We start from the raw sequence: 24,138 nt of genomic DNA on the forward strand, positions 1-24,138 counted from the left end.
CAAAGGAGCCGCACGATGCGATTCATGGTGATGATCAAGGCCAACCAAGACACCGAAGCGGGCGTGATGCCCAGCGAGGAGGTGCTCGCGGCGATGGGCCAGTACAACGAGGAACTGGTGAACGCCGGCGTCATGCTGGGCGGCGAAGGCCTGCACCCCAGCCGCCGGGGCGCGCGCGTGCGCTTCAGCGAGGGGCAACCATCGGTGGTGGATGGCCCGTTCATCGAAACCCGCGAGCTGATTGCCGGCTACTGGCTGTTCCAGACCGGCTCGCTGCAAGAAGCCATCGACTGGGTAAAGCGTTGCCCAGCATCCGCCATCGGCGATTCGGAAATCGAGATTCGCCAGATTTTCGAAGCCGAAGACTTCGGCGCCGAGCTCACCCCCGAGTTGCGCGAGCAGGAAGACCGGTTGCGCGCACGGATCAGCCAATAACCCGAATAGGAGAACACCTATGAAAATCACCCCTTATCTCACCTTCGACGGCCAGGCGCGCGATGCCTTCACGCTCTACCAGAAGGTGCTGGGCGGCACACTGGAGATGATGACCTTCGCCCAGGCGCCAGAATCCGAGCATTTCCCGGCCGAACATCGGGAGCGGATCATGCATGTCTGCCTGAACCTGGGCGATTACCAGTTGATGGCGTCCGACACCATGCCCGGCGATGCCTGTGGTGGCGGCCCGTACGAAGGCATCAAGGGCTGCTCGATATCCCTGCATCCGAAAAGCGTTGCCGAGGGCGAGCGCGTATTCAACGGGCTGGCCGAAGGTGGCCAGGTCGTGATGCCACTGGAAAAAACCTTCTGGGCCGAGCGTTTCGGCATGTTCGTCGACCGCTTCGGCGTGTCCTGGATGGTCAACTGCGAGCAGGCCTAACGGCAGCTGTCGCCTAAGCACTGCCACCGATGCGAAGACGCCTGACTCCGCGCTGAGCCAAGCGTCTTCCACCCTACCGCCCCGACACCCGACGCGACTCGTGGAGCGAGCTGCCATGGCTCGCCATACGCGCCATGCGATTTTGGATTTTGCGCTCCGTCTATTTTGTTATAACGTATCGCAAGCTGTACGAGCAATCGCTGATTGCCGCCTCCAAATCCCCCGTCGTGAGCCGTTCCATGCCCTCCACCGCTGCCTCGCCAAATCCGGCGCGTCTACTTTCCATCGACGCGCTGCGCGGTCTGGTGATCCTGTTCATGCTGCTTGACCATGTTCGCGAAACCTTTCTGCTGCACATGCAGGTCTCCGACCCCATGGATGTGACAGTCACCGAGCCGGCCCTGTTTTTCAGCCGCACCTTGGCGCATCTGTGCGCGCCGGTGTTCATTTTTCTTACCGGCCTGTCCGCGTTTCTATTCGGCGAGAAGTACCAGGGACGCGCCGCCGTATCGAGCTTCCTGCTCAAGCGCGGTTTGTTTCTGGTGATTTTGGAATTCACCTTGGTCAATTTCGCCTGGACCTTCCAGTTCCCGCCGAGCGTGATTTACCTTCAGGTGATCTGGGCCATCGGGCTAAGCATGCTCGCCCTGTCGGCGCTGCTCTGGTTACCGCGCACGTTGCTTGCGGCGCTGGGGCTGGTGATCATTGCCGGACATAACCTGCTGGACCCGTTGCAGTTCGCCAGCGATTCGCTGATGCATGTGCCCTGGGCAGTCCTGCATGACCGTGGCTGGATCGAGGTATCGGAAAGCCTTCGCCTGCGCACGTCCTACCCACTGCTGCCCTGGATCGGTGTAATCGCCCTGGGTTACGCCGCGGGGCCGTTGTACGCACGGCCCGCCGATGCGGCATGGCGTCGGCGCCGCTTGCTGGGCTGGGGCCTTGGTTCGTTACTGGTATTCGCGCTGCTGCGGCTGCTCAACGGCTACGGCGAACAACCCTGGAGTGCGGGTGCCAACGCCGTGCAAACCCTGATGAGCCTGCTGAATATCACCAAGTATCCGCCGTCGCTGTTATTCCTCTGCCTGACATTGGGCATTGGGCTGCTGTTGCTGCTCTGTTTCGAACGCAACCAGGAGCGCGGCTGGCTGCGGCCATTGACGGTGTTCGGCGCCGCGCCGATGTTCTTCTACCTGCTGCACCTATACGTGCTGAAGTTGCTCTATCTCGCCGCTGTGGCGATATGGGGCCTCAATCGCGGCAGCCACTTCGGCTTCGACGCGGTTTGGCCGCTGTGGCTGGGCACGCTGGTCCTGGCGGTCGCACTGTACCCAGCGGTACGCAGATTCGCTGAGCTGAAAGCACGGCGACGGGATATCGCCTGGCTCAAATATCTTTGACGCAAGCCTCTCGTTCGCTACGCATCAGAGGCAGCGGCCCGAAGCGGGTGATATCTCTTCAGCCACGGCCGCGAAACGCTTGCCGATAATGGCTGGGCGATATGCCGAGTGCCTTGCTGAAGTGCTGCCGTAGCGAAACCGGCGAGCCGAATCCTGCCAACGCGGCGATCGCATCGATGGGCTGATTGGTGCCTTCCAGCAGACGCTGGCTCAACGCGATACGTTCGGCCAACAGCCAGCCGCCAACGGTGGTGCCGGTGTGCTGCCGGAAATGCCGGCTGAAGGTGCGACGGCTCATCAGCGCTTTTTCCGCCAGGCTATCCAGCGTATGCGGCAGGTGCAGGCTCGCCCGCGCCCAGTCCAGCAATTCGCCGAGACGGCTGTCCCGGCGGCTGGTCGGTAGGGGTTGCTCGATGAACTGCGCCTGACCGCCCTGCCGGTGAGGCGACATGACCAGGTGCCGCGCCACCTTGTTCGCCACCTCAGCCCCCCAGTGCTTGCGCACCAGATACAGACAGCAGTCCAGCGCCGCCGCCGTTCCAGCCGACGTCAGCAAATTAGCGTCATCCAGATAGAGCACATCGCTGTCCACCTGAATCCGTGGATGCTGCGCCTTGAAATGCTCGACCCACGCCCAGTGCGTAGTCGCGCGACGGCCTTCGAGCAGCCCGGTTGCGGCCAGCACGTAAGCGCCCAGGCAGAGCCCGACCAATGTCGCTCCCCGTTGATGAGCTGCTATCAGTGCTGCGAGCAGCGCGGCCGGTGGTGCCTCGTCGCCATCGCGCCAACTCGGAACGATCACCGTATCGGCCTGCTCCAGCGCTTCCAGCCCGTGCGCCACATTCAATTCGAAGCCCGCGGTGGTACGCAGCGGTCCGGCTTCGGCAGCGCAGACATCGACGGCATAACGGTGCGTGCGTGACATGGCATCGCCGAACACCATGCACGGAACGGAAAGATGAAAGGGACTTATCTGGTCGAAGGCGACCACGGCGATTCGGTGCAGTTGCATGGCGAGATGTCGGCTGGAGTTGGCCCGATCTTATCGCAAGTTGTCATTCGGGCCACTCACTCTCTCGGGTCGAGCGACGAAACAATGCGGTCGCCCCCAACTTCGAATGAGGACACACCATGAGCCAGCCAAAACGCGCGCTGATCGTCATCGACGTGCAGAACGAATACGTCACCGGCAACTTACGCATCGAATATCCCGATGTGCAACTATCACTGTCGAACATCGCCAGAGCCATGGACGCGGCCCGTGCGGCGGGCATCCCGGTAGTGGCCGTGCAGCACATCGCGCCGGAAACATCGCCGCTGTTCGCCCGCGGCAGCCAGCAGGCCGAGCTGCATCACACGGTCGCGGCGCGATCACATGACCTGCACGTGGAGAAGTCGCTGGCTAGCGCATTGGTCAACACCAACCTGGGCGCCTGGCTGCGTGACCGGCAGATCGACACCCTGACGGTGGTCGGTTACATGACCCATAACTGCGACAACTCCACAGTGGTGCAGGCGCACCATGAAGGCTGGAAGGTCGAGCTGCTGCACGACGCCACCGGCTCGCTGCCCTACCAAAACTCGGCCGGTGCAGCCAGTGCCGAGGAGATTCATCGAGCCTTCACGGTGGTGATGCACACCGGTTTCGCAGCCGTGGCGAGCACCGATCAGTGGCTCGAAGCGGTGAACACCGGGCAACCGCTGTCGCCGGACAATATTTACCTGTCCAACCAACGGGCGATTCAGGCACGCTGATCACCCAACTGAGCGTGACGCATACCCCATTGCGTTCAGTCCGCCGTCATCGACCCCAGCAAGGCTCGCATGTCCTGCCAGTGCGAGCCCTCCCAGAAAATCCTGCCGCAGCAATCGCAGCCTACGAATCGCTCATGGCGTTCCAGCACGCGCGGCGGCACACGGTCGCGCGCAGTCTGCTTGTCGATCTCTGAGAGTGGCCGGTTGCAACGCATGCATAGGCTGAAGGGGCGAGCATGGATGGCCAGGTCCAGGCGCTCATACAACTCACGCAACTGCTCCGCCGGCTTGAGCGCGTGCACGTAGCAGCCATGCTTGACCACCCGGTGCATGAGCAACGCGCGGTCACGGGTTAGCAGTACTCGATCCTCACGATTGGCCAGCGCGGTCATCGCCGCATCTTCGTAGCGGTTGTCGAAGAGCGTATCGAAGCCGGCCATGCGCAATAGCCGGGCGAGGCCGCCCAGATGGGCATCGGCGACGAACCGCGGCGGGCCGCTCGGGAGCGGCTGCATGGATGTCAGTCCAGTAATATCCAGTCGTTCGAATTTCGGGTAGACGGCAATTCGATCACCGTCATTGATAGCCCAGTCGAGCCCGGCCGGGGTTCCATTGGCCAACACCAGCGCCACCTCGGTATGCGGCACGCCGAGGGCTTCGATCATGTGCTTCGTGGTCGCCGCCTGCGCGCATGAACAACTGAAAGCCTGTCCGCGGCGCTCGACCGGAAGGAAAGCGTTGAGCCTGGCGTAGAAGCGGAATGTCGCTGTCGTCATGCATGTTCAGCGACGCCAGCCGCGATGATGTCCATAACGGAACGCGCGGTGCGTCGCGCCTCCGAAAAAGGATGCGGTCAGATCAGCTTATAGCCGATGGCCGCCAACATTACCGCCATGCAGGGTCGCAAAAAGGAGTCCGGAACACGGCCGGACAGGTTGCTGCCCAGGTAAATGCCCGGCAACGAACCCATCAGCAGATAGGCCAGAATGGTCCAATCCATGTTGCCCATGCCAGCGTGCCCAAGGCCGGCGACCAGCGTCAGCGGCACCGCATGGGCGATTTCCGTTCCGACCAGACGGCGCGTGCTCAGCAATGGATAGAGAAAGAACAAGGCCACGGTACCCAGTGCGCCGGCACCGATGGAGGTCAGCGTCACCACTGCGCCGAGCACCATGCCGACCACAACGGTCAGCACGTCCAGGCCACGAGGCGATAGCCGCGGGGTGGGTCCGGACAGGCGAGAGGCGAGTACCAACAGACGCTTCTTGAACAGCACGGCCAGCGCGGTGAGCACCAGAACGATGCCCAGCGATTGTTTGATCACCGCGTTGAGCGTGTCCTGATCGCTATGTAACCCCTTCAATATCCAGAGCATCGCCGCTGCGGCCGGCACGCTACCCAGCGCCAGCCAACCGGTAATGCGCCAATCGATGTTGCGATTCTTCTGATGGACCCAGACGCCACCCGCTTTGGTGATCGCCGCGTAGAGCAGATCGGTGCCGACAGCGGCTGCGGGGTTGACGCCGAACCACAACAGGATCGGCGTCATCAACGAACCACCACCAACCCCGGTCATGCCGACGATGAACCCGACCAGCAGGCCGGCTATCACAAAGCCAAGAACACCAAACTCCATCGTTCAACCCCAAAGTGGGCCCAGCAGGCCTTATCAGATGGCCGCCAGCATAACCGCGCGAGTTAGCAATTCTTAATATAAGTTTGTGCTTTCTTAGTAGCTAAAAAGAATATGCATCGAAACCCCGACGGTGCGAGGCAAAGGCGAACTTCTGCGCGACGATTGGAGTCGCCATACTGACGGCACGAACCAGGGAGCCCTCGTGTGGACCTTCTATTTCTCGGCACCTCATCCGGTACCCCGACCAGGGCACGCAACGTCAGCGGACTGGCACTGTTGGAAGACAGCGGCAAGGGCTGGTACCTGATCGATTGCGGTGAAGGCATCCAGCATCAATTGCTGCGCACGCCACTGACCTTGCATGGCCTGCGCGCGATCTTCGTTACGCATGTCCATGGCGATCACTGCTACGGATTGCCCGGTCTGATTGCCAGCGCCGGCATGGCGCGGCGGCAGGAACCGCTGGATATCATCGCCCCGGCCGCAATCGAAGGATGGGTGCGTGCCACGCTGGAAATGAGCCAGAGCTGGCTGCCTTACGAGTTACGCTTCCATGCCACCGAAACGTTCCAGGGCTGGCGCAATCTACAGGTACGTGTCGAAGCCACCGCCCTCTCCCACCGCGTGCCGAGCTGGGGCTACACCTTCAGCGAAACCCGGCCCGACCCGCGCCTGAACATCGACAAGCTCAACCACGACGGCATACCTCGCGGGCCGCTCTGGGGCGAGCTGATACGCGGCCACGATGTCGAATATGCAGGCCGCACCCTACGTAGCGAAGACTACCTGCTGCTCGGCCGTTCGCCCCGACGTATTGTCATCGGCGGGGACAACGACCGCCCCGAACTGCTCCGCGACGCCTGCCAGGGCGCGCATGTGCTCGTCCACGAAGCCACCTACACCCTGGCCATCGCCGAAGCCGGCAAAGCCGATTTCGGTCACAGCACGGCCGCCCGGGTCGCCACCTTCGCCCAGGCCGTAGGCGTTTCGAATCTAGTGCTGACGCACTTCAGCGCGCGTTATCAGAGCGCCCCGAACCAGGGTTTATCGATCGAAGACATTCGAGCGGAAGCGGCCGAACGCTACAGCGGGCAGCTCACGCTAGCCGAGGACCTGTTGCGATTGCGATTGGACAACAAGGGACAAATGCAACGGGTTGAACGCCTTGCTCGAAAGCACAACGAGGCGGGGGACACAGCCCAGCGAAATGATGGAACCGCAGACGATCCTTGATCTGACCGGCGACACTCGCACAAATATTCAACCAGACCGAACTCAAGCAGAACGCCATGATTGCCGGCAGAACCATCAACGGCTGTATGGCGTGGGGTTCGGCTGTCAGGAGAAGGACCAGCAGTTCTACAACCAGGACGATGTGGCGCGCGTACCGGTTTACGGCACTGCAACCTGTTCCGTTCCAGGCCAATAGAAAGACCGGCGATGGCCTGAACACGCAAGAGACGCTCGGATTCTACGTCCAGGACATGATCGAACTGTCGCCACATTGGAAAGCGCTGTTGAGCGTGCGCTATGACGAATTCGACCAGACATTCCGTGACGACTTCAACGGCAAGGCGGAACTGGAGCGCACCGACTACACGCTCAGTCCCCGTGCGGGCCTGGTGTGGCAGCCGGATGACGTGCAGTCCTACTACCTCTCGGTCAGCCGCTCCTATCAGCCTTCCGGCGAGATGTTCCAGGTCAGCGCGTCTAACGTCGAATTCGACCCGGAGAAACCACCAACTACGAGCTCGGCGCCAACTGGAACCTGCTGCAGGAGCAGCTCACGTTGACTGCTGCGGTGTTCCGCCTGGAACGCAACGCGCAGGCGCCTCGTCACGCAGCCGTGCGCTTCAGGCAACCGAAACCCGCGTGTTTTACACCTATGAGCGCACGGCGTCTGCCCACTCTTGAATATGTTTCCAGAGACGCATGGCGACAGGCCCATGTGGACGGTCGCGTCGACGGCTGGCTACCAGCTCTTCCGTCACGCCGGGAAAGTGCCGTCCGGCAATGGAAATAAGACGTCCGTTTCGCAATTCTTCTTCGATCATGAAAAGCGGCAAGTGCCCCCAGGCCATGCCCTGCAGGACGACCTCGGCCTTCATCGAGTGGTCGGCCACGGTGCACTGGGGCGATCCGTCGATGACGAAATGGCTGACATCACCAGGATCATGCGCGGTGTCCCGAAGGATGCATTGCGTGAGTCCGCGCATCTGCTCGGGGGTGATCGCGTCGGTCTGAGGAAAGGGCAGAAAGCCGGGCGCTACTACCGGAACCAATGAGATGACTCCCAGATCCACCCACTCCAATTGAGGATTGGTTTTATCGATGCGGTGCAGAATCAAATCCGCCTCGTCATTGAACAACCGTTCCCAGGGGCCAGTGACCGCTTCGAAGTGAAGCTGCAGCCGCGTGCCTGGGCATTGTGCGAAGAAGCTGCTCAACATCCCCAGCACCTGCGGACGGGGACATAGGTCGCCAATAACCACCCGCAACCCCGTTTCTTCCCCCATCGCCAATTGCTGAGCATGAAGGGAAAAGGCTTCCGCCTCTTGCAATAGGTGCTGCGCCCTATCGTAGAGGGCCAGCCCTGCCTGAGTGGGGCACACACGGTAGCCGGCGCGATCAAGCAGAGCCACGCCGAACTGCCGCTCCAACTTGCGCAGGGCTGCAAAGACCGCAGTATGAGAGCGGTGCAAAGCCGCCGCAGCAGCCTGGAAACTGCCTTCTCGTACCACGGCCTCGAAGCAGAGCAGGTCCTGCAGAGTGAACTTGTGCATGTTCATAAAAACTGTCGATGATCGTTCAATCTTTGTAATTTCTTCCTAATAAACTCGCAACTAGCATTCCGGCTGAATTCACCTCAAGGCACCACGCCGAAGGAGCTCCGAATGCTGCGCACGCTTACCTCCCTGCTCACCAGTTTCGTATTGCTTGCCCCAGCATTTCCGAGGGCGGTACAAGCGAACGACACACCCAATCCCGCCGAGGCACACCCCGCACAGGCGAGTGCGCAGGCTCAGGCGGCCCTGTCTTTCTTTACGACTGGAGATGGTACCCGTATCGCTTATCGCCTCGATGGCTCGGCAGACAAGCCGGTGTTGGTGCTATCCAACTCCATCGGAACGAATCTGCACATGTGGGATACCCAGATTCCCGTTCTGGCCAGGCACTTCCGCGTGCTGCGTTATGACATGCGAGGGCACGGCGCATCCGATGTGCCACCCGGCGCGTACTCAATCGGTAGGTTCGGTGGAGACGTGATAGAGCTGCTGGATGCCCTGGATATCGAGCGCGCCCATTTCCTGGGGCTCTCGCTCGGTGGGTTCGTCGGTCAATGGCTTGGTATCCACCGCCCCGAACGCATCGATCGCCTGATTCTCAGCAACACCGCAGCCTATCTAGGGCCGACCGAGCAATGGGATCCGGCGATCGCCGCCGTGCTCGAAGCGCGAGACATGCAGAGCACCGCCGAAGCCTTCCTGCGTAACTGGTTTCCTGCGCGAATGCTGGCAGTAGAAAGTCCCGTCGTGGCGCAATTCCGGACCATGCTGCTGGAAACCGATCGGCAAGGCATCGCGGGCTCTTGGGCGCTGGTACGGGATACCGATATGCGGCGCACCATCGCCCTTATCCCCAATCAAACCTTGATCATTGCCGGGAAGCACGACGCGGTAACTACCGCTGCGCACAGTGAAGCCATGGCCGCTGCTATTCCCAATGCTCGATTGCTGGTTCTGCCGGCAGCCCATTTGACGAATATCGAGTATCCAACTGAATTCATGCATGCGGTGCTGGCCTTCCTCCGCAGCTGACGCGCCTGGCTCGAATCTGCGCATCAGCCCAAAGGCAGGCTAATCGGCCGCTGTCGGTCGCTCAGTTCTTGGCGATAGCCGCATGCAAATGGCCACGACTCGCCTCTAGCACCTCACGTTGAGTGTCTTCACTGGCCAGCATGCGCGCCACGACCAATGCACCGACGCATTGGGCAATCAGCGCCCAGGCCAGCTGGGCATCCTCCAGCGCGGCGGCCCAAGCCTGTTGCAGGGCACAGAGCCAATGTTCAGCCTCCTCGCGCACGGGCACATCGGCACGGGCAATCTCCGCGCCCAACGCCGGGATGGCGCAGCCGGCCTCCGGGTTGTGCAGGTGGGCCAGGCTCAGGTAACCGTCGAGGCAGCGCTCAAGCCTGGTCCGATCCAGAACACCGTCGCGCGCAAGAATCGGGCTTTGCGACAACTCGCGCCGCACCACCTCGGTAAACAGGTCGCTCTTGGATGGAAAATGACTGTAGAACGCGCCCCCCGTCAGGCCGATGGCTTTCATCAGTCCATCGACACCGGTGGTGGCGAAGCCGCCGCGCTTGGCGATGGCGCCGCTGCTTTCGACAAGACGCTGTCGGGTTTCCTGCTTGTGGCTGGCGGAGTAACGCATACAGCACAACCTCTTTGAGTCACTTGACGATAGGCCGAGCGTAACATAACGTTCGTTTACCTAACGATCGTTTAGCAAGAGAGCGCACCCCATGGATAACAACAATCGTGTCGCCATGATCATCGGCGCCGGGGATTCTACCGGCGGTGCCATTGCGCGGCGCTTTGCCCGTGAGGGCTACGTGGCTTGCGTCACCCGGCGTAGCGCCGACAAGCTGCAGCCGCTGGTCGACAGCATCATTGCCGAGGGCGGTCGTGCCCATGGCTTCGCCTCCGATGCGCGCAAGGAAGATCAGGTAGCCGAACTGGTCGAGACCATCGAGCGCGATATCGGCCCAATCGAGGTGATGGTGTTCAACATCGGCGCCAACGTGCCGTGCAGTATCCTCGAGGAAACTGCGCGCAAATACTTCAAGATCTGGGAAATGGCTTGTTTCTCTGGCTTCCTTACCAGCCAGGCGGTGGCCAGACGCATGGTGACCCGCGGGCGCGGCACCATTCTCTTCACCGGTGCCACGGCCGGTTTGCGTGGGGCTGCCGGCTTCGCTGCCTTCGCCGGGGCCAAGCACGGCATCCGCGCGCTGGCGCAGAGCATGGCGCGCGAGCTAGGCCCGATGAACATTCACGTGGCCCACGTAGTGGTCGATGGCGCCATCGACACCGACTTCATTCGCGACAGTTTTCCCGAGCGCTACGCCCTCAAGGACCAGGACGGCGTGCTCAATCCCGAGCACATCGCCGACAACTACTGGCACTTGCACAGTCAGCCACGCGACGCCTGGACCTTCGAACTCGACCTGCGCCCCTGGATCGAGCGCTGGTAATCCCCCCTTCCCTTTGGAGTTGCGACATGGACAAGACCGTGGAGTTTTTCTTCGACCTCGGCAGCCCGGCGGCGTATCTCGCCTGGACCCAATTGCCCGCGCTGTGCGAACGCGCCGGCGCAGAGCTGCGTTATCGGCCCATGCTGCTCGGGGGCGTCTTCCAAGCCACCGGCAATAGCTCGCCGGCGACCGTTCCGGCGAAAGGCCGTTACATGACGACGGACCTGTTGCGCCATGCACGCCGCTACGATGTGCCGTTCGACTTCAACCCGCACTTTCCGATCAATACGCTGGCGCTGATGCGAGGCGCAGTCGGCTACCAACTGCAGCAACCCAAGGATTTTCCGCGTTATCTGGACGCCCTGTTCAAAGCTCTCTGGGTCGATCAGCGCAACCTCGGCGACGAGCGGATACTAGCGGCGGTCCTGGCGGAAGCCGGCCTCGAGCCCGAGCAGTTCCACGCCTTGGTCACCGATGAGCACGTCAAGAACGCTCTCAAGGCAAACACCGAAGAAGCCGTGCTGCGCGGCGTGTTCGGTGCGCCGACGTTCTTCGTGGGCAGCGAAATGTTCTTTGGACAGGACCGGTTGTGCTTCGTCGAAGAAGCCTTGAGCTAGCGCCCAGACCGTATGCCCGGCCTGGCGATGCGCCGTCAGGCCTCGACCTGTCCCCACTGCTTGTTCAGTCGCTTGTCCGATACCGCGACTTTCGTCCCCAACTGCTGGGCCCAGAGCGATACGCGGTATTCCTCAAGCATCCAGCGGTACAATGCCAGTTCCGGATCGCGCTTGCCTTCTTGCTGATGCTTCTTCAGGCGTGCCTGGTACTGCTCCCAATAGCCGGCCAATTCGCCGGACCAGACGCGATCACGCTGTAACTGCGCGCCGATCTTTTCGAAGCGCTGCTCGATGGCCTTGAGATAGCGCGGGTATTCCTTGAGCCATTCAGCCGACGTTTCTCGCACGAAGCCGGGATAGACCAGATTGCCGAGCTGCGCCTTGATGTCGTTGAGCGTCACGGCTTGGGCCAGATCGATCTTGCCTTTGAAGCGCTTTTGCAACCCATGCCAGAGCTTGAGGATTTCCAGTACCTGCCGCGCGAGGCGTTCGGCATGCGACGTCCAGTCGCCACGCTTTCGCTCCGCGAGCGCAGCCAACGCCGCGCCGTCGCGGGGTAGCGAGGCTTCCCCATCGAGGATGCAACTGTCGAGGCTGGCCAGCAGGATGTCCTCGAGCAACGCATCCACCTTGCCCATCTCGCGGTAAAGCAGCGCCAGGTCGGTAAGGCCCGGCAGTTTGCTGCGTAGGAATTTCGCCGGTTCGCTGAGTTGCTGCAACAACAGTCGCTGCAGAGCGCGGCGGTGCTGATATTCGGCCTCCGCCTGGGTCGGGAAGCGGCCTTCCTTGACCACGCCACCCTCTTCCACCAAGGCGGGATAGACCGTCATCGACAATCCGGCCATCTTCGCCTGAGCCGTTTGTGCCACCTCAGCGAAGGCCTTGGCTTCGACTGGTTTCTGCTCCGCCTTTTGCTGCGGTGGCGCCAGCGCGGCCTGGCTGGCCTCGGAGAAGCGCGCAGTGAGCTCAGCCAGATCGCGTCCTTCACCCAGGTACTTGCCGCGACCATCGACCACTTCGATGTTCATTTTCAGATGGCTGTCGAGCTGGTTCGCTGCCTCGTCCCATGCCTCTTCAGACACGCGGGCGCCCGTCATGCGCAGCAGTTCGCGGCCCAACGCCTCGGCCAACGAGCCCTCACCGAAGCTGACCTTCGAAAGCGCAGCCCTGACGAAATCCGGCACCGGCACGAAGTTTTTGCGGATGGCCTTGGGCAGGCCGCGCACCAACGCTACGGCCTTGGTTTCGAGAAGCCCGGGCACCAACCATTCGAGCCTTTCGCTGCGCAGTTGCGGCAGCAGCGGTGCCGGCACGCGCAGCGTCACGCCATCGCGCGGATGGTTGGGTTCGAAGTGATACTCGAGCGGCAATTGCAGTTCGCCGATGTGCAGCTGATCCGGGTACTGCGCGCTAGTGACCTCACTGGCATCACGGGCGAGCACATCCTCGTCCCGCATCATCAGCAACTGCGGGTCTTTCGCACTTTCGCGCTTGTACCAGCTCTCGAAGCTGGCGGTCTGATAGATGTCCTGCGGCAGACGCGCGTCGTAGTAAGCGAACAAGGTGTCCTCGTCGGCAATGATGTCGCGCCGGCGGGCCTTGGCTTCCAGTTCGTCGAACAGCTCCAGCAGCTCACGGTTGGCCGTTAGCGCCTTGGCGCGGCTGTGCATTTCGCCGCGTACCAGCCCTTCACGGATGAACAGCTCACGTGCCGCAGGCGGATCGATCGGACCAAAATGCACCGGCCGGCGCGCGACGATGATCATGCCGTATAAGGTCACCTGTTCGAATGCCACCACTTGACCGCGCTTCTTTTCCCAATGTGGTTCGAAGTGGTTGGTCTTGGTCAGATGCTTGGCGAGGGGCTCGATCCAGTCCGGCTCGATCTTCGCCACCATGCGCGCAAACAGCTTGGTGGTCTCCACCAGTTCGGCCGCCATGATCCAGTTGGGCTTCTTGCGCCCGATGACGCTCGACGGATGCACCCAGAAGCGTCGCTGCCGCGCGCCGAGGAAGTCGCCCTCCTCGGTCTTGTGCCCAACCTGGCTGAGCAAGCCGGAGAGGATTGCCTTGTGCACGGCGGCATAACTCTTGGCGCGCTGTGCAGCCTCGCTGGCTTCGGCTTGCTGGGCGAGTTTGACGTTGACCTTTTTATCGGTGGTGAGCGCGGGCTGCTCGATGGAAGAGGCCCCGTCGTCTTCCACCTTACGGGAGTCGGCCTTTTTGGCGGATGGCTGACCGGGACCAGCCGTTTCCTTGCGCTTGCCCAGATTCAGCTCACGTGCGATCAGGGTCAGCTGCCGATGCGCATCGCGCCATTCGCGCAGCCGCAGATAGTTGAGGAAGTGCTTCCGACACCAGGTACGCAGCGGATTGGAGCCGAGCGCCTGGCGCTGTTCTTCGAAACCGCGCCAGAGGTTGATCAGCGCAGCGAAATCCGAGTCCGGGTCCTTCCACTGGGCATGGGCCTGGTCGGCCTGCTGCTGACGATCGGCCGGGCGCTCGCGCACGTCCTGCACCGACAGCGCACTGGCGACGATCAACACCTCGGCGAGGCTGCCTAGGCCGGTCGCTTCCAGCAGCATTCGACCCAGACGTGGATCGATCGGTAGACGCGCCAGCTGCCGCCCGAGCGGCGTCAGCTGATTCTCGCGGTTGACCGCCGAAAGCTCCTGCAACAGGTTGAAGCCATCGCTGATGGCCTTGCCGTCCGGCGGCTCGATGAACGGAAAGTCCTCGATCTGACCGAGGCGCAAGTGCAGCATCTGCAGGATCACCGCCGCCAGGTTGGTGCGCAGGATCTCCGGATCGGTGAATTCCGGTCGAGAGAGAAAATCCTCTTCGCTGTACAGACGAATGCAGATGCCCGGCTCGACCCGCCCGCAACGGCCCTTGCGCTGATTGGCACTGGCCTGAGACACGGCCTCGATCGGCAGTCGCTGGACCTTGGCGCGGTAGCTGTAGCGGCTGATACGCGCAGTGCCGGAGTCGATCACGTAGCGAATGCCGGGCACGGTCAGCGAAGTTTCCGCGACGTTGGTCGCCAACACGATCTTGCGGCCGGCAGCGGGTCGGAAAATCTTCTGCTGCTCGGCCGGCGTCAACCGCGCATACAGCGGCAGCACCTCGGTAAAGCGCAGATTGGCCTTGCGCAGCACCTCGGCGGCGTCGCGGATCTCGCGCTCGCCGGGCAGGAACACCAGCACATCGCCGGGGCGCTTGCCAATGCTCTTCTCATGGGCGTCGATCTCGTCCAACGCGGCAAGGATGCCCTGATCGACGGTGAGGTCGTCCTCGACCCGGTTGCCATCCTCATCGGTTTCTGCCGCCAGCGGCCGGTACCAGGTTTCGACCGGATACGTACGCCCCGACACTTCGACGATGGGCGCATTACCGAAGTGTTCGGAAAAGCGTTCCAGATCGATGGTCGCCGAAGTGATGATCACCTTCAGATCGGGCCGACGCGGCAGTAGGGTTTTCAGGTAGCCGAGCAGGAAGTCGATGTTGAGGCTACGTTCGTGCGCCTCGTCAACGATGATGGTGTCGTATTTCTCCAGGAAGCGGTCGTGCTGGGTCTCGGCCAGTAGGATACCGTCGGTCATCAGCTTGATCAGCGAGCTGTCCTTGCTCTGATCCTCGAAGCGCACCTGATAGCCCACCAGCTCGCCCAGCGGCGTGCCGATTTCTTCGGCCACTCGGGTCGCCACGCTTCGCGCCGCCAGCCGGCGCGGTTGGGTATGGCCGATCAACCCGTGCACGCCGCGGCCGATTTCCAGGCAGATCTTCGGCAGCTGAGTGGTCTTACCCGAGCCCGTCTCGCCCGCAATAACCAGCACCTGATGCTTGCGCAGCGCCTCCTTGATCTCCTCACGCTTGGCAGCGATCGGCAGGCTGTCGTCGTAGCGCATGGCTGGCACGCTCTGCCGGCGCGCCTCGACCTTGGCCACCGAGGCCTGGAAACGCTCGAGCCACTGGGAAAGGTGCTCGTCTTCGAGCGGCGCATCGCCGGCCTTCTTGCGCAGGTCATGCAATTGACGACGCAAGCGATGACGGTCGGCAAACATGGCCTGATCGAGGTTTTTCAGGAGTTGTGCAAAAGCGGGCGTTGCGTCGGTCATGGACAGCCGTAAGCGATTTCGTGAAGGACGCGATTGTCGCAGATTTAGGCGGCTGGCCGTAGGGAAAGGGACTGATGGAAAAGACCGCGCCGGCTAGCCGGCGCGGCGCTCACGCGGTCAACGGATCCAGTGACCCCAACGCGACTTCTCCTGCGCCTTCTGCATGCGCAGGGTGCCGATGCCCTGCTCGGCCGCTGCGTCGATCTCGTCGTCGACCATCTTGGTCGACAGCGACAACCAGCTGGTGGCGAAGGCCAGGGCGTCACCATGCAGTTCCAGCGCGTCGGTGGAGATGTTGCCGAGGTTGTCACACTCGCTGTGGTAGCACGGATCGTACGCCTGCCCGGCCGCACCGCCATAGAGCTGCGCCTGCTCTACGCTCTTGATGTCTTCAGCACCGGTGAACAGGCCACCAAAGGCGATGCCGTCATCGAAGAACTGCGCGTAATCGGAGCGGAAGTCGATCTCGGTCCCCTCCGAGGGTGCGTTGCGCAACTGGAAGTAGGAGCGGAACAGGCGCTCGATCGCACCGGAGCCGGGCGGGCCCTGCAGGCCGAAATCGGAGCCATCGCCGTCATAGATGAAGTTGGCGTAGTTCGGCGAACCGATCATATCGACGTTGAGGTACGCCTTGATCTGCTGTTTCTCCTCCTCCGGTAGCTGAGTGACGTAGTAGGTCGACCCGACCAGCCCGGACTCCTCCGCGCCCCACCAGGCGAAGCGCACCTTGTTCAGCGGGTGCGCCTTGCTCATCAGCGTGGCCATTTCCAGCAAGGCGGCGCTACCGGAGCCGTTGTCATTGATGCCAGGTCCTTCGAAGACCGAATCCAGATGCGCACCGACCATCACCACGTTGTCCGGATTGCCGCGACGGGTCTCGGCCAGCACGTTATAGGTCTCCGACTGCTCACGGATCACGTCGACGTTCATGCTCAGCTGAAGCCCCTCGGTCTGCGACCAGCTCACACCATTGTCATAGGTCGAGAACATCACCGGGATGCCGCCCTGATAGTCCTCGCCCAAGGTCGCGACCAGCAGATCCTTGCGGTCCTCGGTATCGCCCTGGTTGAAGATGATCGCTCCGGCTGCGCCAGCGGCGGCCGCATTGGTGGCCTTCTCGCCGAACGGACAAGTGCCGCGTTGCATCAGCGCAATGGCGCCCGCCGGGAAACCAGCGAAATCAGACGGCTCGCAGCCGCTGGTCGAGGTGTTGCCCAGGCCGAGCGCCAGGTCCACCGGCACCACGGGCGCTGTGACATTGCCAGGATCGGTCTGGTCGGCGTAGGTGAAATCCTCCTCCCAGATGTACTGCACCGGCTGCGGCGTCACTGCCGCTAGCGCGCCCGGGCCTGCGGGATAGAACGCCAGGAACGGAAATGCCTGCACCCTGACCCGATAGCCGGCGCGCTCGAGAGTGCTGCGCACGTAATCCACCGAGGCTTGATAGCCAGACTGTCCGGAGGCGCGATTGCCGCGGTTCATTGACGCGATGTCCTGCAAATTCTCCAGGTGCTTCATCACGTTACCGGCCTGCATACAGCGCGGCAGACCGAGCGGCGTTCCCACCAGCAATGGTGATCGACAGATCCGAGAGTCGGGCTTGCCGGGCGACCAATAGTCATCGAACGCAGCGATCTCGGCGGAGGGTGCTGCCAAGGCTGCGGTGGAAGCGAATAAAGCGAAAGAAGCAACTACCCGACGTGCATTGTTTTTCTTCTGCATGGGTAACTCATCCTTGCAACGAGATTGATGGGCAGGCCGCAAAATGGCATGCGCCATCGTCCCCTACGGCACAGACGGCCGTTGAAAACGGAGCGAGCGACAGATATGGAGGCCAAGCCGGCTGCGTCGCGCACCGGCGCGCTGCAGTTGCTTACATCAGACGGCTTCAGCACGGCATAGGGAGGCGCGCTGGCATTCAACAGCCGCTAGAGCGGACGCGGCCATAGGGTCCTAGACCTGGGTTGTCTCGCTTCGGTTCGCGCCGTCGCGCCAGACGGCAGCACCGCCGGTCGGCTTGATGGAACCCGACGGAATTCTGCCGGCAGTTCTCGACAGACCAAGGCGGGCATTACACCCGCCTCATCGATGATGGCTCAGATACGAAACTGGCCGACCAGACGCTGCAGACTCTCGGCCAGGCTATTGAGTTCGCGGGAGGTCTGGGCGCCTTCGGCGGCCTCCTGCGCCACGCCATCAACCGCATCGGCGATGTGATGAACGCTGCGATTGATCTCCTCGGCGACCGCAGTCTGCTCCTCGGCGGCGCTGGCGATCTGAGCGTTCATGGAGCTGATGGTGCCTATCAGCGCGGCAATCGCATCCAGCGACTCGCCCGCCTGGTTCGACTGGGCCCGGGTGCTTTCGCCCTGCTGCCCGGCGCGACCCATGCCGGTAACAGTCATTGCCGTGGTGTTCTGCAGACGGTCGACCATGCCCTGAATTTCGACCGTGCTCTGCTGGGTACGGCTGGCGAGCGCTCGCACTTCGTCGGCGACCACTGCGAATCCGCGGCCGGCCTCGCCGGCGCGTGCCGCTTCGATGGCGGCATTGAGCGCCAGCAGGTTGGTCTGCTCGGCGACCGCCCGGATCACGTCGAGAACGCCTACGATGCCTTCCACATCCTTCTGCAAACCGCCAAGCGATTCGCCGCTGTCACGCAGCTCGCCGACCAGAGCGTGGATCTGCTGAATGCTGCTGTCCACGGTTCGCTTGGCGCCCTGGCCCTGCTGATCCGCTTCCTGCGCCGCTTCGGCGGCGCGCTGTGCGCTCATTGCCACTTCCTGTGCAGCAGCCGACATCTCGTTGATCGCAGTCGCCACCTGATCGGTTTCATGGCGCTGTGCGGCCATCGCCTGCTCGGAACGTTGCGCCTGGCTGGCAACGCTGGCAACCAGCGTCGTCAGCTGGCCGGTGGTTTTCGAAACCTGCTGAACCAGGCCATGGATCTTTTCGACGAAGCGATTGAACGAGGAAGCCAGATCGCCCAGTTCGTCCTGGCTGGTAACTGGCAGGCGGTGGGTCAGATCGCCCTCACCGGACGCCATGTCATCGAGCTTGCCCTTTATCAGCATGAGAGGCCGTAGCAGCGTGCGGCTCGTGGCAGTTACTAGCACGGCGATCAGCACCAGCAGCGCGACGGCGGAGCCTAGCATGACGAACAGCAGTTCGTTGATGTCGTCCTGGAACGCTTTCCGAGCCGCCTGTACATCGCGCTCTACTCCGTCCAGATTGAGCGATGTGCCAAAGACCATGTTCCACTTCGGCAGATGCTCTGCATAGCCGATCTTCGGGACGAGCGTCGTGCTGTTGCCCAGCACAAAGCTGTAATCGACGTAACGGCTTCCATCCATACCGGCCCGGACGAGCTCACGGATGGCGTACTTGCCGCTGGGGTCACGATAGTCATAGAAGCTTTGCCCAATCTTGTCCTTGGTGTTGCCCTGGAGAATCCGCACGCTTTGTTCGTCGTAGCCCCAGAAATAGCCGTCCTTGCCGTAGGAGAGCGTTTCCAGAATGGCCACGGCGCGGTCTCGTGCTTCCTGGTCATCCGAGGCGGAGCTATCGTAGATGGGGGCGATCATCTTCCGGGCAAGCTGCACGTAGTTTTCCAGTTCCGCGCGGCGATCCCGAACGAGATTTTCACGCGTCTCTGCTTCCTGCTTGGCCGCCAGTTCTTGCAGCGTGACCACGGATATGCCGCTGAGGAGTATCGCCAACAAGAGGATTGGACCTAATGCGAGGATGAGAAGCTTCGTTTGCAGACGTAATCTGGAGAGCATGAGCTGGACCTTGAGCAGAACTTAAAGGCGGCGAAAGCGCCTGTTTTTCGGCGCCAAATTTATCGCACCATCGAGGCTATCGGCTAGCTAGCGGCGTAATTGAGTCAACCAAGCAAATCTTCCCTCGAAGATGACGTAGGTCTTAACGCGCGCGAGACAGATCGCTCAAGCCAGAACAGACGGTAGGCGAGCCGGCCTCGAACGAGCGCACTGCTCCAAAAAAAAGCCCCGCCGAAGCGGGGCTCTCACTAGCCTGAGTCGTTACTTCTGGCCGAGTTTGCGCAACTCTTCGTCACGCAGTTCACGTCGCAGAATCTTACCGACGTTGGTGGTGGGCAGGCTGTCGCGGAACTCGACGGTCTTGGGACGCTTGTAACCGGTGACGTTGTCGTGCATGTGCTGCATGACCTGCTCTTTGGTCAGGCTCTCGCCCGGCCTGACCACCACGAAGAGCTTGATCGCCTCGCCAGACTTGTCGTCCGGTACGCCAATCGCGGCACACTGCAACACGCCAGGCAGCGTGGCGAGCACGTCTTCCAGTTCGTTGGGATATACGTTGAAACCGGATACCAGAATCATGTCCTTCTTGCGATCGACGATGCGCATGTAACCGTCGTCCTGGATGATTCCGATGTCGCCCGTCTTCAGCCAACCCTGCTCGTCGAGCACTTCGGCCGTGGCTTCCGGACGCTGCCAGTAGCCCTTCATCACCTGCGGGCCCTTCACGCATAGTTCGCCAGTAGCGCCTATCGGCAGTTCGTTGCCATCCTCGTCGATGACCTTGCACTGGGTCGAGGGCATCGGGATGCCAATGGTGCCAATTTGAATGCCACCGAACGGATTGACCGACACCACCGGACTGGTTTCGGTCATGCCGAAGCCTTCGCAGATCGAGCAGCCAGTCACCTGCTGCCAACGCTCCGCCGCCGCCAGCTGCAATGCCATACCGCCGGAAAAGGTGGCCTTGAGCGCGGAAAAGTCCAGCTTACGGAAGCTCTCGTTGTTGCACAGCGCCACGAACAGCGTGTTGAGGCCGACGAAGCCGGTGAACCGATACTTACTCAGATCTTTGACGAAAGCCGGCAGGTCGCGCGGGTTGGTGATCAACACGTTGTGCGCGCCGATCAACATCATTGTCATGCAGTGAAAGGTGAACGCGTAGATGTGATAAAGCGGCAGCGGCGCGACCATGGTCTCGCAGCCACTGCCCAGCTCGGTGCCCATTAACCCACGACACTGCAGCATGTTGGCGACCAGATTGCGATGGGTCAGCATGGCGCCCTTGGCGACTCCGGTGGTGCCACCGGTGTACTGCAGCACGGCGATATCGTCACCGCTCGGGTTGGTTTCGCTCGGCACCTTGCCACGCCCAAGGGCCATGGCCTCGTTGTATTTGACCGCCTTGGGCAGATGGTAAGCAGGCACCATCTTCTTCACGTGCTTGACCACCGCATTGACCAGCAGCCGCTTGATGGTCGGCAGCATGTCGCCGACCTCGGTAATGACCACATGGCGAATGCCAGTCTTCGGCAACACGTCTTCGGCCAGGTGGGCCATGTTGGCCAGGCACACCAGCGCCTTGGCGCCGGAGTCGTTGAACTGATGCTCCATCTCCCGCGCGGTGTACAGCGGGTTGGTGTTGACCACGATCAGGCCGGCGCGCATGGCACCGAATACCACGATGGGATACTGGATCAGGTTGGGCAGCTGCACCGCGATCCGGTCGCCCGGTTGTAGATCGGTGTGCTGCTGGAGATAGGCGGCAAATTCGCCGGACAGCGTGTACAGCTCGCCGTAGGTCAGGGTTCTGCCGAGATTGCTGAAGGCCGGCTTGTCCGCGAACAGCTCGCAGGATTGTTTGAGCACAGCCTGGATGTTCCGGTATTCATCGGTATCGATCTCGCTTTCGACCCCGACAGGATATTTATCCTTCCAGAAGTTATCGGTCATGAAACCCCACTCCTAAGCGACAGCTTTACTGCATATGGCAGCTGTTTTGTTGTGTTTTGTTAACTTTTGTACGGCAGTTCCGCGCAAAAGGCGGGGCGAGGTTAGCAGTTTTGCAACAGCCCGAACAGTGGCTCCGAGTGATGCGAGCACACACAAAGTGACTGACAGGACAAATCCAGTCACTCAGTGCGAGCTTAGAGAGCCGCGTCTTGGCGGACTCAGGCCTGATCGCGCAGCTCCCTGCGCAGAATCTTGCCAACCGGGGACATTGGCAAGGAGTCACGGAACACGAAGTGCCGCGGCACCTTGTAACCTGTGAAATTCTCCCGGCAATAGGCTTGCAGCTCTTCGAGGGTCAGGCTGGGATCGCTACGGACCACAAACAGCTTCACCGCCTCTCCTGACTTCTCGTCCGGCACGCCGATCGTGGCACAAGCAGCGACCTTCGGATGAGCCATGACCACGTCTTCGATCTCGTTGGGATAGACGTTGAAACCAGAGACGATGATCAAATCCTTCTTGCGGTCGACGATGCGCACGAAGCCGTCCGGATCGATCACCGCGATGTCGCCGGTCTTCAACCAGCCTTCACTATCGAGTACTTCGGCGGTGGCTTCAGGCCGCTGCCAGTACCCCTTCATCACCTGCGGACCCTTGACGCAGAGTTCGCCGCGCTCGCCCAACGGCAACTCGTTGCCCTCGTCGTCGATCACTTTGAGCGTCGTACCCGGTACCGGTAGGCCAACGGTGCCCAGACGCGACTGGTCGCCGTGCGGGTTGGCGCAGACCACCGGCGAACTCTCGGTCAGCCCGTAGCCTTCGGTCACGGTGACACCGGTCAAACTCTTCCAGCGCTCGGCCACCGAGGAGACCAGCGCGGTGCCACCCGAGTTGGTGCCCTTGAGCGCCGAAAAATCGATTTTCTTGAAGTCTCGATGCGACATGAGCGCAACGAACAACGTGTTCAGCCCGAGAAAGGCGGTAAAGCGCCACTTCTGCAGTTCTTTGACGAAGCCGTCGATGTCGCGAGGATTGGTGATCAACACGTTATGGTTGCCGGTCACCATCATGCACATGCAATTAACCGTGAAGGCGTAGATGTGATACAGCGGCAACGGCGCGATCATCACCTCTTGCCCATCCTTGATGAGCGGATGGCCGTCAGCGCCCAGTTGCTGCATGTTGGCATGGACCTGGCGCATGTTGGCCACCAAATTTCCGTGCGTAAGCATCGCGCCCTTGGCCACGCCGGTGGTGCCGCCGGTGTATTGCAGCACCGCGACGTCGTCGAGCGTCAACGGAACCGGCTTGAGGCTATGGCGTCCCCCCTCGGCGAGCACATGTTTGAACGAAACGGCCTGGGGCAGACTGTAGGCCGGGACCATCTTTTTCACATGCTTGACCACGGCATTGACCAGCAGCCCCTTGACCGGCGGCAGCATGTCGCCAATGTGCGCCTCGATAAGCACTTCGATGCTGGTATCGGGCAGCACTTCCTGCACCAGCTTGCCGAACGTATTCAGGTACACCAGCGCCCGTGCGCCGGAATCCTTGAACTGATGGCGCATCTCACGCGCGGTGTACAGCGGATTGGTATTGACCACGATCAGCCCGGCACGCAAGGCGCCGAAAACCGCGATCGGGTACTGCAACAGGTTGGGCATCTGCACCGCGATGCGATCTCCCGGTTGCAGATCAGTATGGTTCTGCAGCCAGGCCGCAAATGCGGCCGAGTAGCGTTCCAGGTCGGCGTAGCTGAACGTCACCCCCATGTTGCTGTAAGCAGGGCGGTTCGCATGGGTTTTGCAGGAGCGCTCGAACACCTCCACCACCGAGCGGAAGCCCCCCATATCCACATCGTCGGGCACACCGGCGGGACGCTTGTCGTTCCAGAAGTCAGGTTGCATTGTTATTGGCCTCGTTACCTGAGAGTGTCTGGCCCACTCGTCGCGGGCTGTGGCGAACTTAACAGCTCCGCATTGCAGAGCAATAGGTCGACCGTGTAAATCAGCGACGTGAATCTCGGCCCACGGCGGCAAAGCCAAAGCGAACCGGGACAACCGGCCTGCCGCCCTCTAGAATGCAGCCACCCAAGCGCCCTCCACGGCGTGCCCGTCATGGCCGTGCGGCAACCCCTGCCGCGACGGGGTTTTCCGTTTGTTATCGCATTCAGAGGTTTACGCATGAGTACGCTAAGCAACACACCCTACGCCGATCTGGAAGTCGGCCAGAAGGCCACCTACAGCAAGACGGTGGAAGAGCGCGACATTCAGCTGTTCGCCGCGATGTCTGGCGACCACAACCCGGTCCACCTGGACGCCGAATTCGCTGCCTCGACGATCTTCCGCGAGCGCATCGCCCATGGCATGTTCAGTGGTGCGCTGATCAGTGCCGCAGTGGCCTGCGAATTGCCGGGGCCGGGCACCATCTATCTGGGACAAACGATGCGCTTCGCCCTGCCGGTCAAGCTCGGCGACACCTTGACCGTGCGCCTGGCGATTCTAGAGAAACTGCCGAAGTTTCGCGTCCGCATCGCCACCCAGGTGTTCAACCAGCGCGACGAAATGGTCGTCGATGGCGAGGCCGAAATCCTCGCACCGCGCAAAGCGCAAACCGTCGAGATCAAAGCCCTGCCACCGGTCAGCATCGGCTGATACAGGGGACGCGCGCTCACTAGCGTCAGTTTTGGCCGACAAGCCCAGCGCTTGACGGCGACAGCCAATAGGCGCCTCCGCGGCGCCTT

19 protein-coding genes and 2 pseudogenes are annotated in these 24,138 nt (G+C 61.6%); 10 read left to right on the forward strand and 11 right to left on the reverse strand.

Annotated features, from left to right (window positions below):
• Positions 1 to 15: 15 nt before the first annotated feature.
• The 3 genes from ACL0K2_RS07405 (at position 16) to ACL0K2_RS07415 (ending at position 2,277) form a co-directional block, all read left to right on the forward strand.
• Positions 16 to 435 carry a YciI family protein gene (locus ACL0K2_RS07405; protein WP_413044133.1) on the forward strand — a complete coding sequence of 140 codons (420 nt, stop codon included), beginning with the start codon at positions 16 to 18 and terminating at the stop codon, positions 433 to 435.
• Between the two features lie 19 nt (positions 436 to 454).
• Complete coding sequence (locus tag ACL0K2_RS07410; protein WP_045163203.1) at positions 455 to 877, forward strand: VOC family protein; 423 nt, start codon at positions 455 to 457, stop codon at positions 875 to 877.
• A gap of 239 nt (positions 878 to 1,116) precedes the next feature.
• Positions 1,117 to 2,277: a DUF1624 domain-containing protein gene (locus tag ACL0K2_RS07415; RefSeq protein ID WP_413044134.1), complete on the forward strand. Its 1,161-nt coding sequence runs from the start codon at positions 1,117 to 1,119 to the stop codon at positions 2,275 to 2,277.
• A 58-nt stretch (positions 2,278 to 2,335) separates the two neighbouring features.
• Here ACL0K2_RS07415 and ACL0K2_RS07420 read toward each other — a convergent pair whose 3' ends face one another.
• On the reverse strand, positions 2,336 to 3,289 hold the full coding sequence (locus tag ACL0K2_RS07420; RefSeq protein ID WP_413044135.1) for a GlxA family transcriptional regulator: 954 nt from the start codon (positions 3,287 to 3,289) through the stop codon (positions 2,336 to 2,338).
• 119 nt (positions 3,290 to 3,408) lie between these two features.
• Here ACL0K2_RS07420 and ACL0K2_RS07425 point away from each other — a divergent pair, with 119 nt between their 5' ends.
• Positions 3,409 to 4,032 carry a cysteine hydrolase family protein gene (locus tag ACL0K2_RS07425; RefSeq protein WP_045163206.1) on the forward strand — a complete coding sequence of 208 codons (624 nt, stop codon included), beginning with the start codon at positions 3,409 to 3,411 and terminating at the stop codon, positions 4,030 to 4,032.
• A 35-nt stretch (positions 4,033 to 4,067) separates the two neighbouring features.
• On the opposite strand, the gene ACL0K2_RS07430 is transcribed toward ACL0K2_RS07425, so the two are convergent.
• Together ACL0K2_RS07430 and ACL0K2_RS07435 are read right to left on the reverse strand one after the other, a co-directional pair.
• On the reverse strand, positions 4,068 to 4,808 hold the full coding sequence (locus tag ACL0K2_RS07430) for a Mut7-C ubiquitin/RNAse domain-containing protein (RefSeq protein WP_239611508.1): 741 nt from the start codon (positions 4,806 to 4,808) through the stop codon (positions 4,068 to 4,070).
• 77 nt (positions 4,809 to 4,885) lie between these two features.
• The gene (locus tag ACL0K2_RS07435) at positions 4,886 to 5,668 is read right to left on the reverse strand and encodes a sulfite exporter TauE/SafE family protein (RefSeq protein ID WP_025242676.1); all 783 of its coding nucleotides are present in this window, start codon (positions 5,666 to 5,668) and stop codon (positions 4,886 to 4,888) included.
• Positions 5,669 to 5,872: 204 nt separating this feature from the next.
• Here ACL0K2_RS07435 and ACL0K2_RS07440 point away from each other — a divergent pair, with 204 nt between their 5' ends.
• The gene (locus ACL0K2_RS07440; RefSeq protein WP_413044136.1) at positions 5,873 to 6,901 is read left to right on the forward strand and encodes a ribonuclease Z; all 1,029 of its coding nucleotides are present in this window, start codon (positions 5,873 to 5,875) and stop codon (positions 6,899 to 6,901) included.
• Between the two features lie 26 nt (positions 6,902 to 6,927).
• A pseudogene (locus tag ACL0K2_RS07445) lies at positions 6,928 to 7,487 on the forward strand (TonB-dependent receptor domain-containing protein); the annotation flags it as partial.
• A gap of 64 nt (positions 7,488 to 7,551) precedes the next feature.
• On the opposite strand, the gene ACL0K2_RS07450 reads toward ACL0K2_RS07445, so the two are convergent.
• The gene (locus ACL0K2_RS07450) at positions 7,552 to 8,457 is read right to left on the reverse strand and encodes a LysR family transcriptional regulator (RefSeq protein ID WP_413044137.1); all 906 of its coding nucleotides are present in this window, start codon (positions 8,455 to 8,457) and stop codon (positions 7,552 to 7,554) included.
• Positions 8,458 to 8,562: 105 nt separating this feature from the next.
• Between ACL0K2_RS07450 and ACL0K2_RS07455 the strand changes: the two genes are divergently transcribed.
• Positions 8,563 to 9,486, forward strand: a complete 924-nt coding sequence (locus ACL0K2_RS07455; protein ID WP_239611505.1) for an alpha/beta fold hydrolase — start codon at positions 8,563 to 8,565, stop codon at positions 9,484 to 9,486.
• Between the two features lie 61 nt (positions 9,487 to 9,547).
• Here ACL0K2_RS07455 and ACL0K2_RS07460 read toward each other — a convergent pair whose 3' ends face one another.
• A complete protein-coding gene (locus ACL0K2_RS07460; protein WP_045163210.1) occupies positions 9,548 to 10,105 on the reverse strand; it encodes a TetR/AcrR family transcriptional regulator in 558 nt (185 codons plus the stop codon).
• 91 nt (positions 10,106 to 10,196) lie between these two features.
• Between ACL0K2_RS07460 and ACL0K2_RS07465 the strand changes: the two genes are divergently transcribed.
• Positions 10,197 to 10,928, forward strand: coding sequence for an SDR family oxidoreductase (locus tag ACL0K2_RS07465; RefSeq protein WP_045163211.1), 732 nt, complete (start codon positions 10,197 to 10,199; stop codon positions 10,926 to 10,928).
• A 26-nt stretch (positions 10,929 to 10,954) separates the two neighbouring features.
• Complete coding sequence (locus tag ACL0K2_RS07470; RefSeq protein ID WP_413044138.1) at positions 10,955 to 11,545, forward strand: 2-hydroxychromene-2-carboxylate isomerase; 591 nt, start codon at positions 10,955 to 10,957, stop codon at positions 11,543 to 11,545.
• A 35-nt stretch (positions 11,546 to 11,580) separates the two neighbouring features.
• Here the strand turns inward: ACL0K2_RS07470 and hrpA are convergent, their stop codons facing one another.
• The 6 genes and pseudogenes from hrpA to fadD2 form a co-directional block, all read right to left on the reverse strand.
• Positions 11,581 to 15,663 (reverse strand): ATP-dependent RNA helicase HrpA, encoded by a 4,083-nt coding sequence (gene hrpA / locus ACL0K2_RS07475; RefSeq protein WP_413044139.1) that lies wholly within the window; start codon positions 15,661 to 15,663, stop codon positions 11,581 to 11,583.
• A gap of 117 nt (positions 15,664 to 15,780) precedes the next feature.
• Positions 15,781 to 17,385 (reverse strand): M28 family metallopeptidase, encoded by a 1,605-nt coding sequence (locus ACL0K2_RS07480; RefSeq protein ID WP_413044140.1) that lies wholly within the window; start codon positions 17,383 to 17,385, stop codon positions 15,781 to 15,783.
• Between the two features lie 374 nt (positions 17,386 to 17,759).
• Positions 17,760 to 18,515 (reverse strand): methyl-accepting chemotaxis protein, encoded by a 756-nt coding sequence (locus ACL0K2_RS07485; protein WP_413044449.1) that lies wholly within the window; start codon positions 18,513 to 18,515, stop codon positions 17,760 to 17,762.
• A gap of 102 nt (positions 18,516 to 18,617) precedes the next feature.
• Positions 18,618 to 19,445, reverse strand: a pseudogene (locus ACL0K2_RS07490) (cache domain-containing protein); the annotation flags it as partial.
• Between the two features lie 261 nt (positions 19,446 to 19,706).
• Positions 19,707 to 21,395: a long-chain-fatty-acid--CoA ligase FadD1 gene (fadD1, locus tag ACL0K2_RS07495; RefSeq protein WP_413044141.1), complete on the reverse strand. Its 1,689-nt coding sequence runs from the start codon at positions 21,393 to 21,395 to the stop codon at positions 19,707 to 19,709.
• A gap of 218 nt (positions 21,396 to 21,613) precedes the next feature.
• A complete protein-coding gene (gene fadD2 / locus ACL0K2_RS07500; RefSeq protein WP_239611501.1) occupies positions 21,614 to 23,302 on the reverse strand; it encodes a long-chain-fatty-acid--CoA ligase FadD2 in 1,689 nt (562 codons plus the stop codon).
• 276 nt (positions 23,303 to 23,578) lie between these two features.
• Here fadD2 and ACL0K2_RS07505 point away from each other — a divergent pair, with 276 nt between their 5' ends.
• Entirely contained in the window at positions 23,579 to 24,049 is a 471-nt protein-coding gene (locus ACL0K2_RS07505) for a MaoC family dehydratase (RefSeq protein ID WP_413044142.1), read from the forward strand.
• The last annotated feature ends 89 nt before the right edge of the window (positions 24,050 to 24,138 follow it).

This window comes from Pseudomonas sp. YJ42, assembly GCF_047225135.1.
Classification (GTDB): Bacteria; Pseudomonadota; Gammaproteobacteria; order Pseudomonadales; family Pseudomonadaceae; genus Stutzerimonas; species Stutzerimonas stutzeri_E.

What these genes read in the sequence shown, in the direction of transcription:
- ACL0K2_RS07405 (WP_413044133.1), top strand. Translation starts at nt 16, where the DNA reads ATGCGATTCATGGTGATGATCAAGGCCAACCAAGACACCGAAGCGGGC.
- ACL0K2_RS07410 (WP_045163203.1), top strand. Translation starts at nt 455, where the DNA reads ATGAAAATCACCCCTTATCTCACCTTCGACGGCCAGGCGCGCGATGCC.
- ACL0K2_RS07415 (WP_413044134.1), top strand. Translation starts at nt 1,117, where the DNA reads ATGCCCTCCACCGCTGCCTCGCCAAATCCGGCGCGTCTACTTTCCATC.
- ACL0K2_RS07420 (WP_413044135.1), bottom strand. Translation starts at nt 3,289, where the DNA reads ATGCAACTGCACCGAATCGCCGTGGTCGCCTTCGACCAGATAAGTCCC.
- ACL0K2_RS07425 (WP_045163206.1), top strand. Translation starts at nt 3,409, where the DNA reads ATGAGCCAGCCAAAACGCGCGCTGATCGTCATCGACGTGCAGAACGAA.
- ACL0K2_RS07430 (WP_239611508.1), bottom strand. Translation starts at nt 4,808, where the DNA reads ATGACGACAGCGACATTCCGCTTCTACGCCAGGCTCAACGCTTTCCTT.
- ACL0K2_RS07435 (WP_025242676.1), bottom strand. Translation starts at nt 5,668, where the DNA reads ATGGAGTTTGGTGTTCTTGGCTTTGTGATAGCCGGCCTGCTGGTCGGG.
- ACL0K2_RS07450 (WP_413044137.1), bottom strand. Translation starts at nt 8,457, where the DNA reads ATGAACATGCACAAGTTCACTCTGCAGGACCTGCTCTGCTTCGAGGCC.
- ACL0K2_RS07455 (WP_239611505.1), top strand. Translation starts at nt 8,563, where the DNA reads ATGCTGCGCACGCTTACCTCCCTGCTCACCAGTTTCGTATTGCTTGCC.
- ACL0K2_RS07460 (WP_045163210.1), bottom strand. Translation starts at nt 10,105, where the DNA reads ATGCGTTACTCCGCCAGCCACAAGCAGGAAACCCGACAGCGTCTTGTC.
- ACL0K2_RS07465 (WP_045163211.1), top strand. Translation starts at nt 10,197, where the DNA reads ATGGATAACAACAATCGTGTCGCCATGATCATCGGCGCCGGGGATTCT.
- ACL0K2_RS07470 (WP_413044138.1), top strand. Translation starts at nt 10,955, where the DNA reads ATGGACAAGACCGTGGAGTTTTTCTTCGACCTCGGCAGCCCGGCGGCG.
- hrpA (WP_413044139.1), bottom strand. Translation starts at nt 15,663, where the DNA reads ATGACCGACGCAACGCCCGCTTTTGCACAACTCCTGAAAAACCTCGAT.
- ACL0K2_RS07480 (WP_413044140.1), bottom strand. Translation starts at nt 17,385, where the DNA reads ATGCAGAAGAAAAACAATGCACGTCGGGTAGTTGCTTCTTTCGCTTTA.
- ACL0K2_RS07485 (WP_413044449.1), bottom strand. Translation starts at nt 18,515, where the DNA reads ATGGCCGCACAGCGCCATGAAACCGATCAGGTGGCGACTGCGATCAAC.
- fadD1 (WP_413044141.1), bottom strand. Translation starts at nt 21,395, where the DNA reads ATGACCGATAACTTCTGGAAGGATAAATATCCTGTCGGGGTCGAAAGC.
- fadD2 (WP_239611501.1), bottom strand. Translation starts at nt 23,302, where the DNA reads ATGCAACCTGACTTCTGGAACGACAAGCGTCCCGCCGGTGTGCCCGAC.
- ACL0K2_RS07505 (WP_413044142.1), top strand. Translation starts at nt 23,579, where the DNA reads ATGAGTACGCTAAGCAACACACCCTACGCCGATCTGGAAGTCGGCCAG.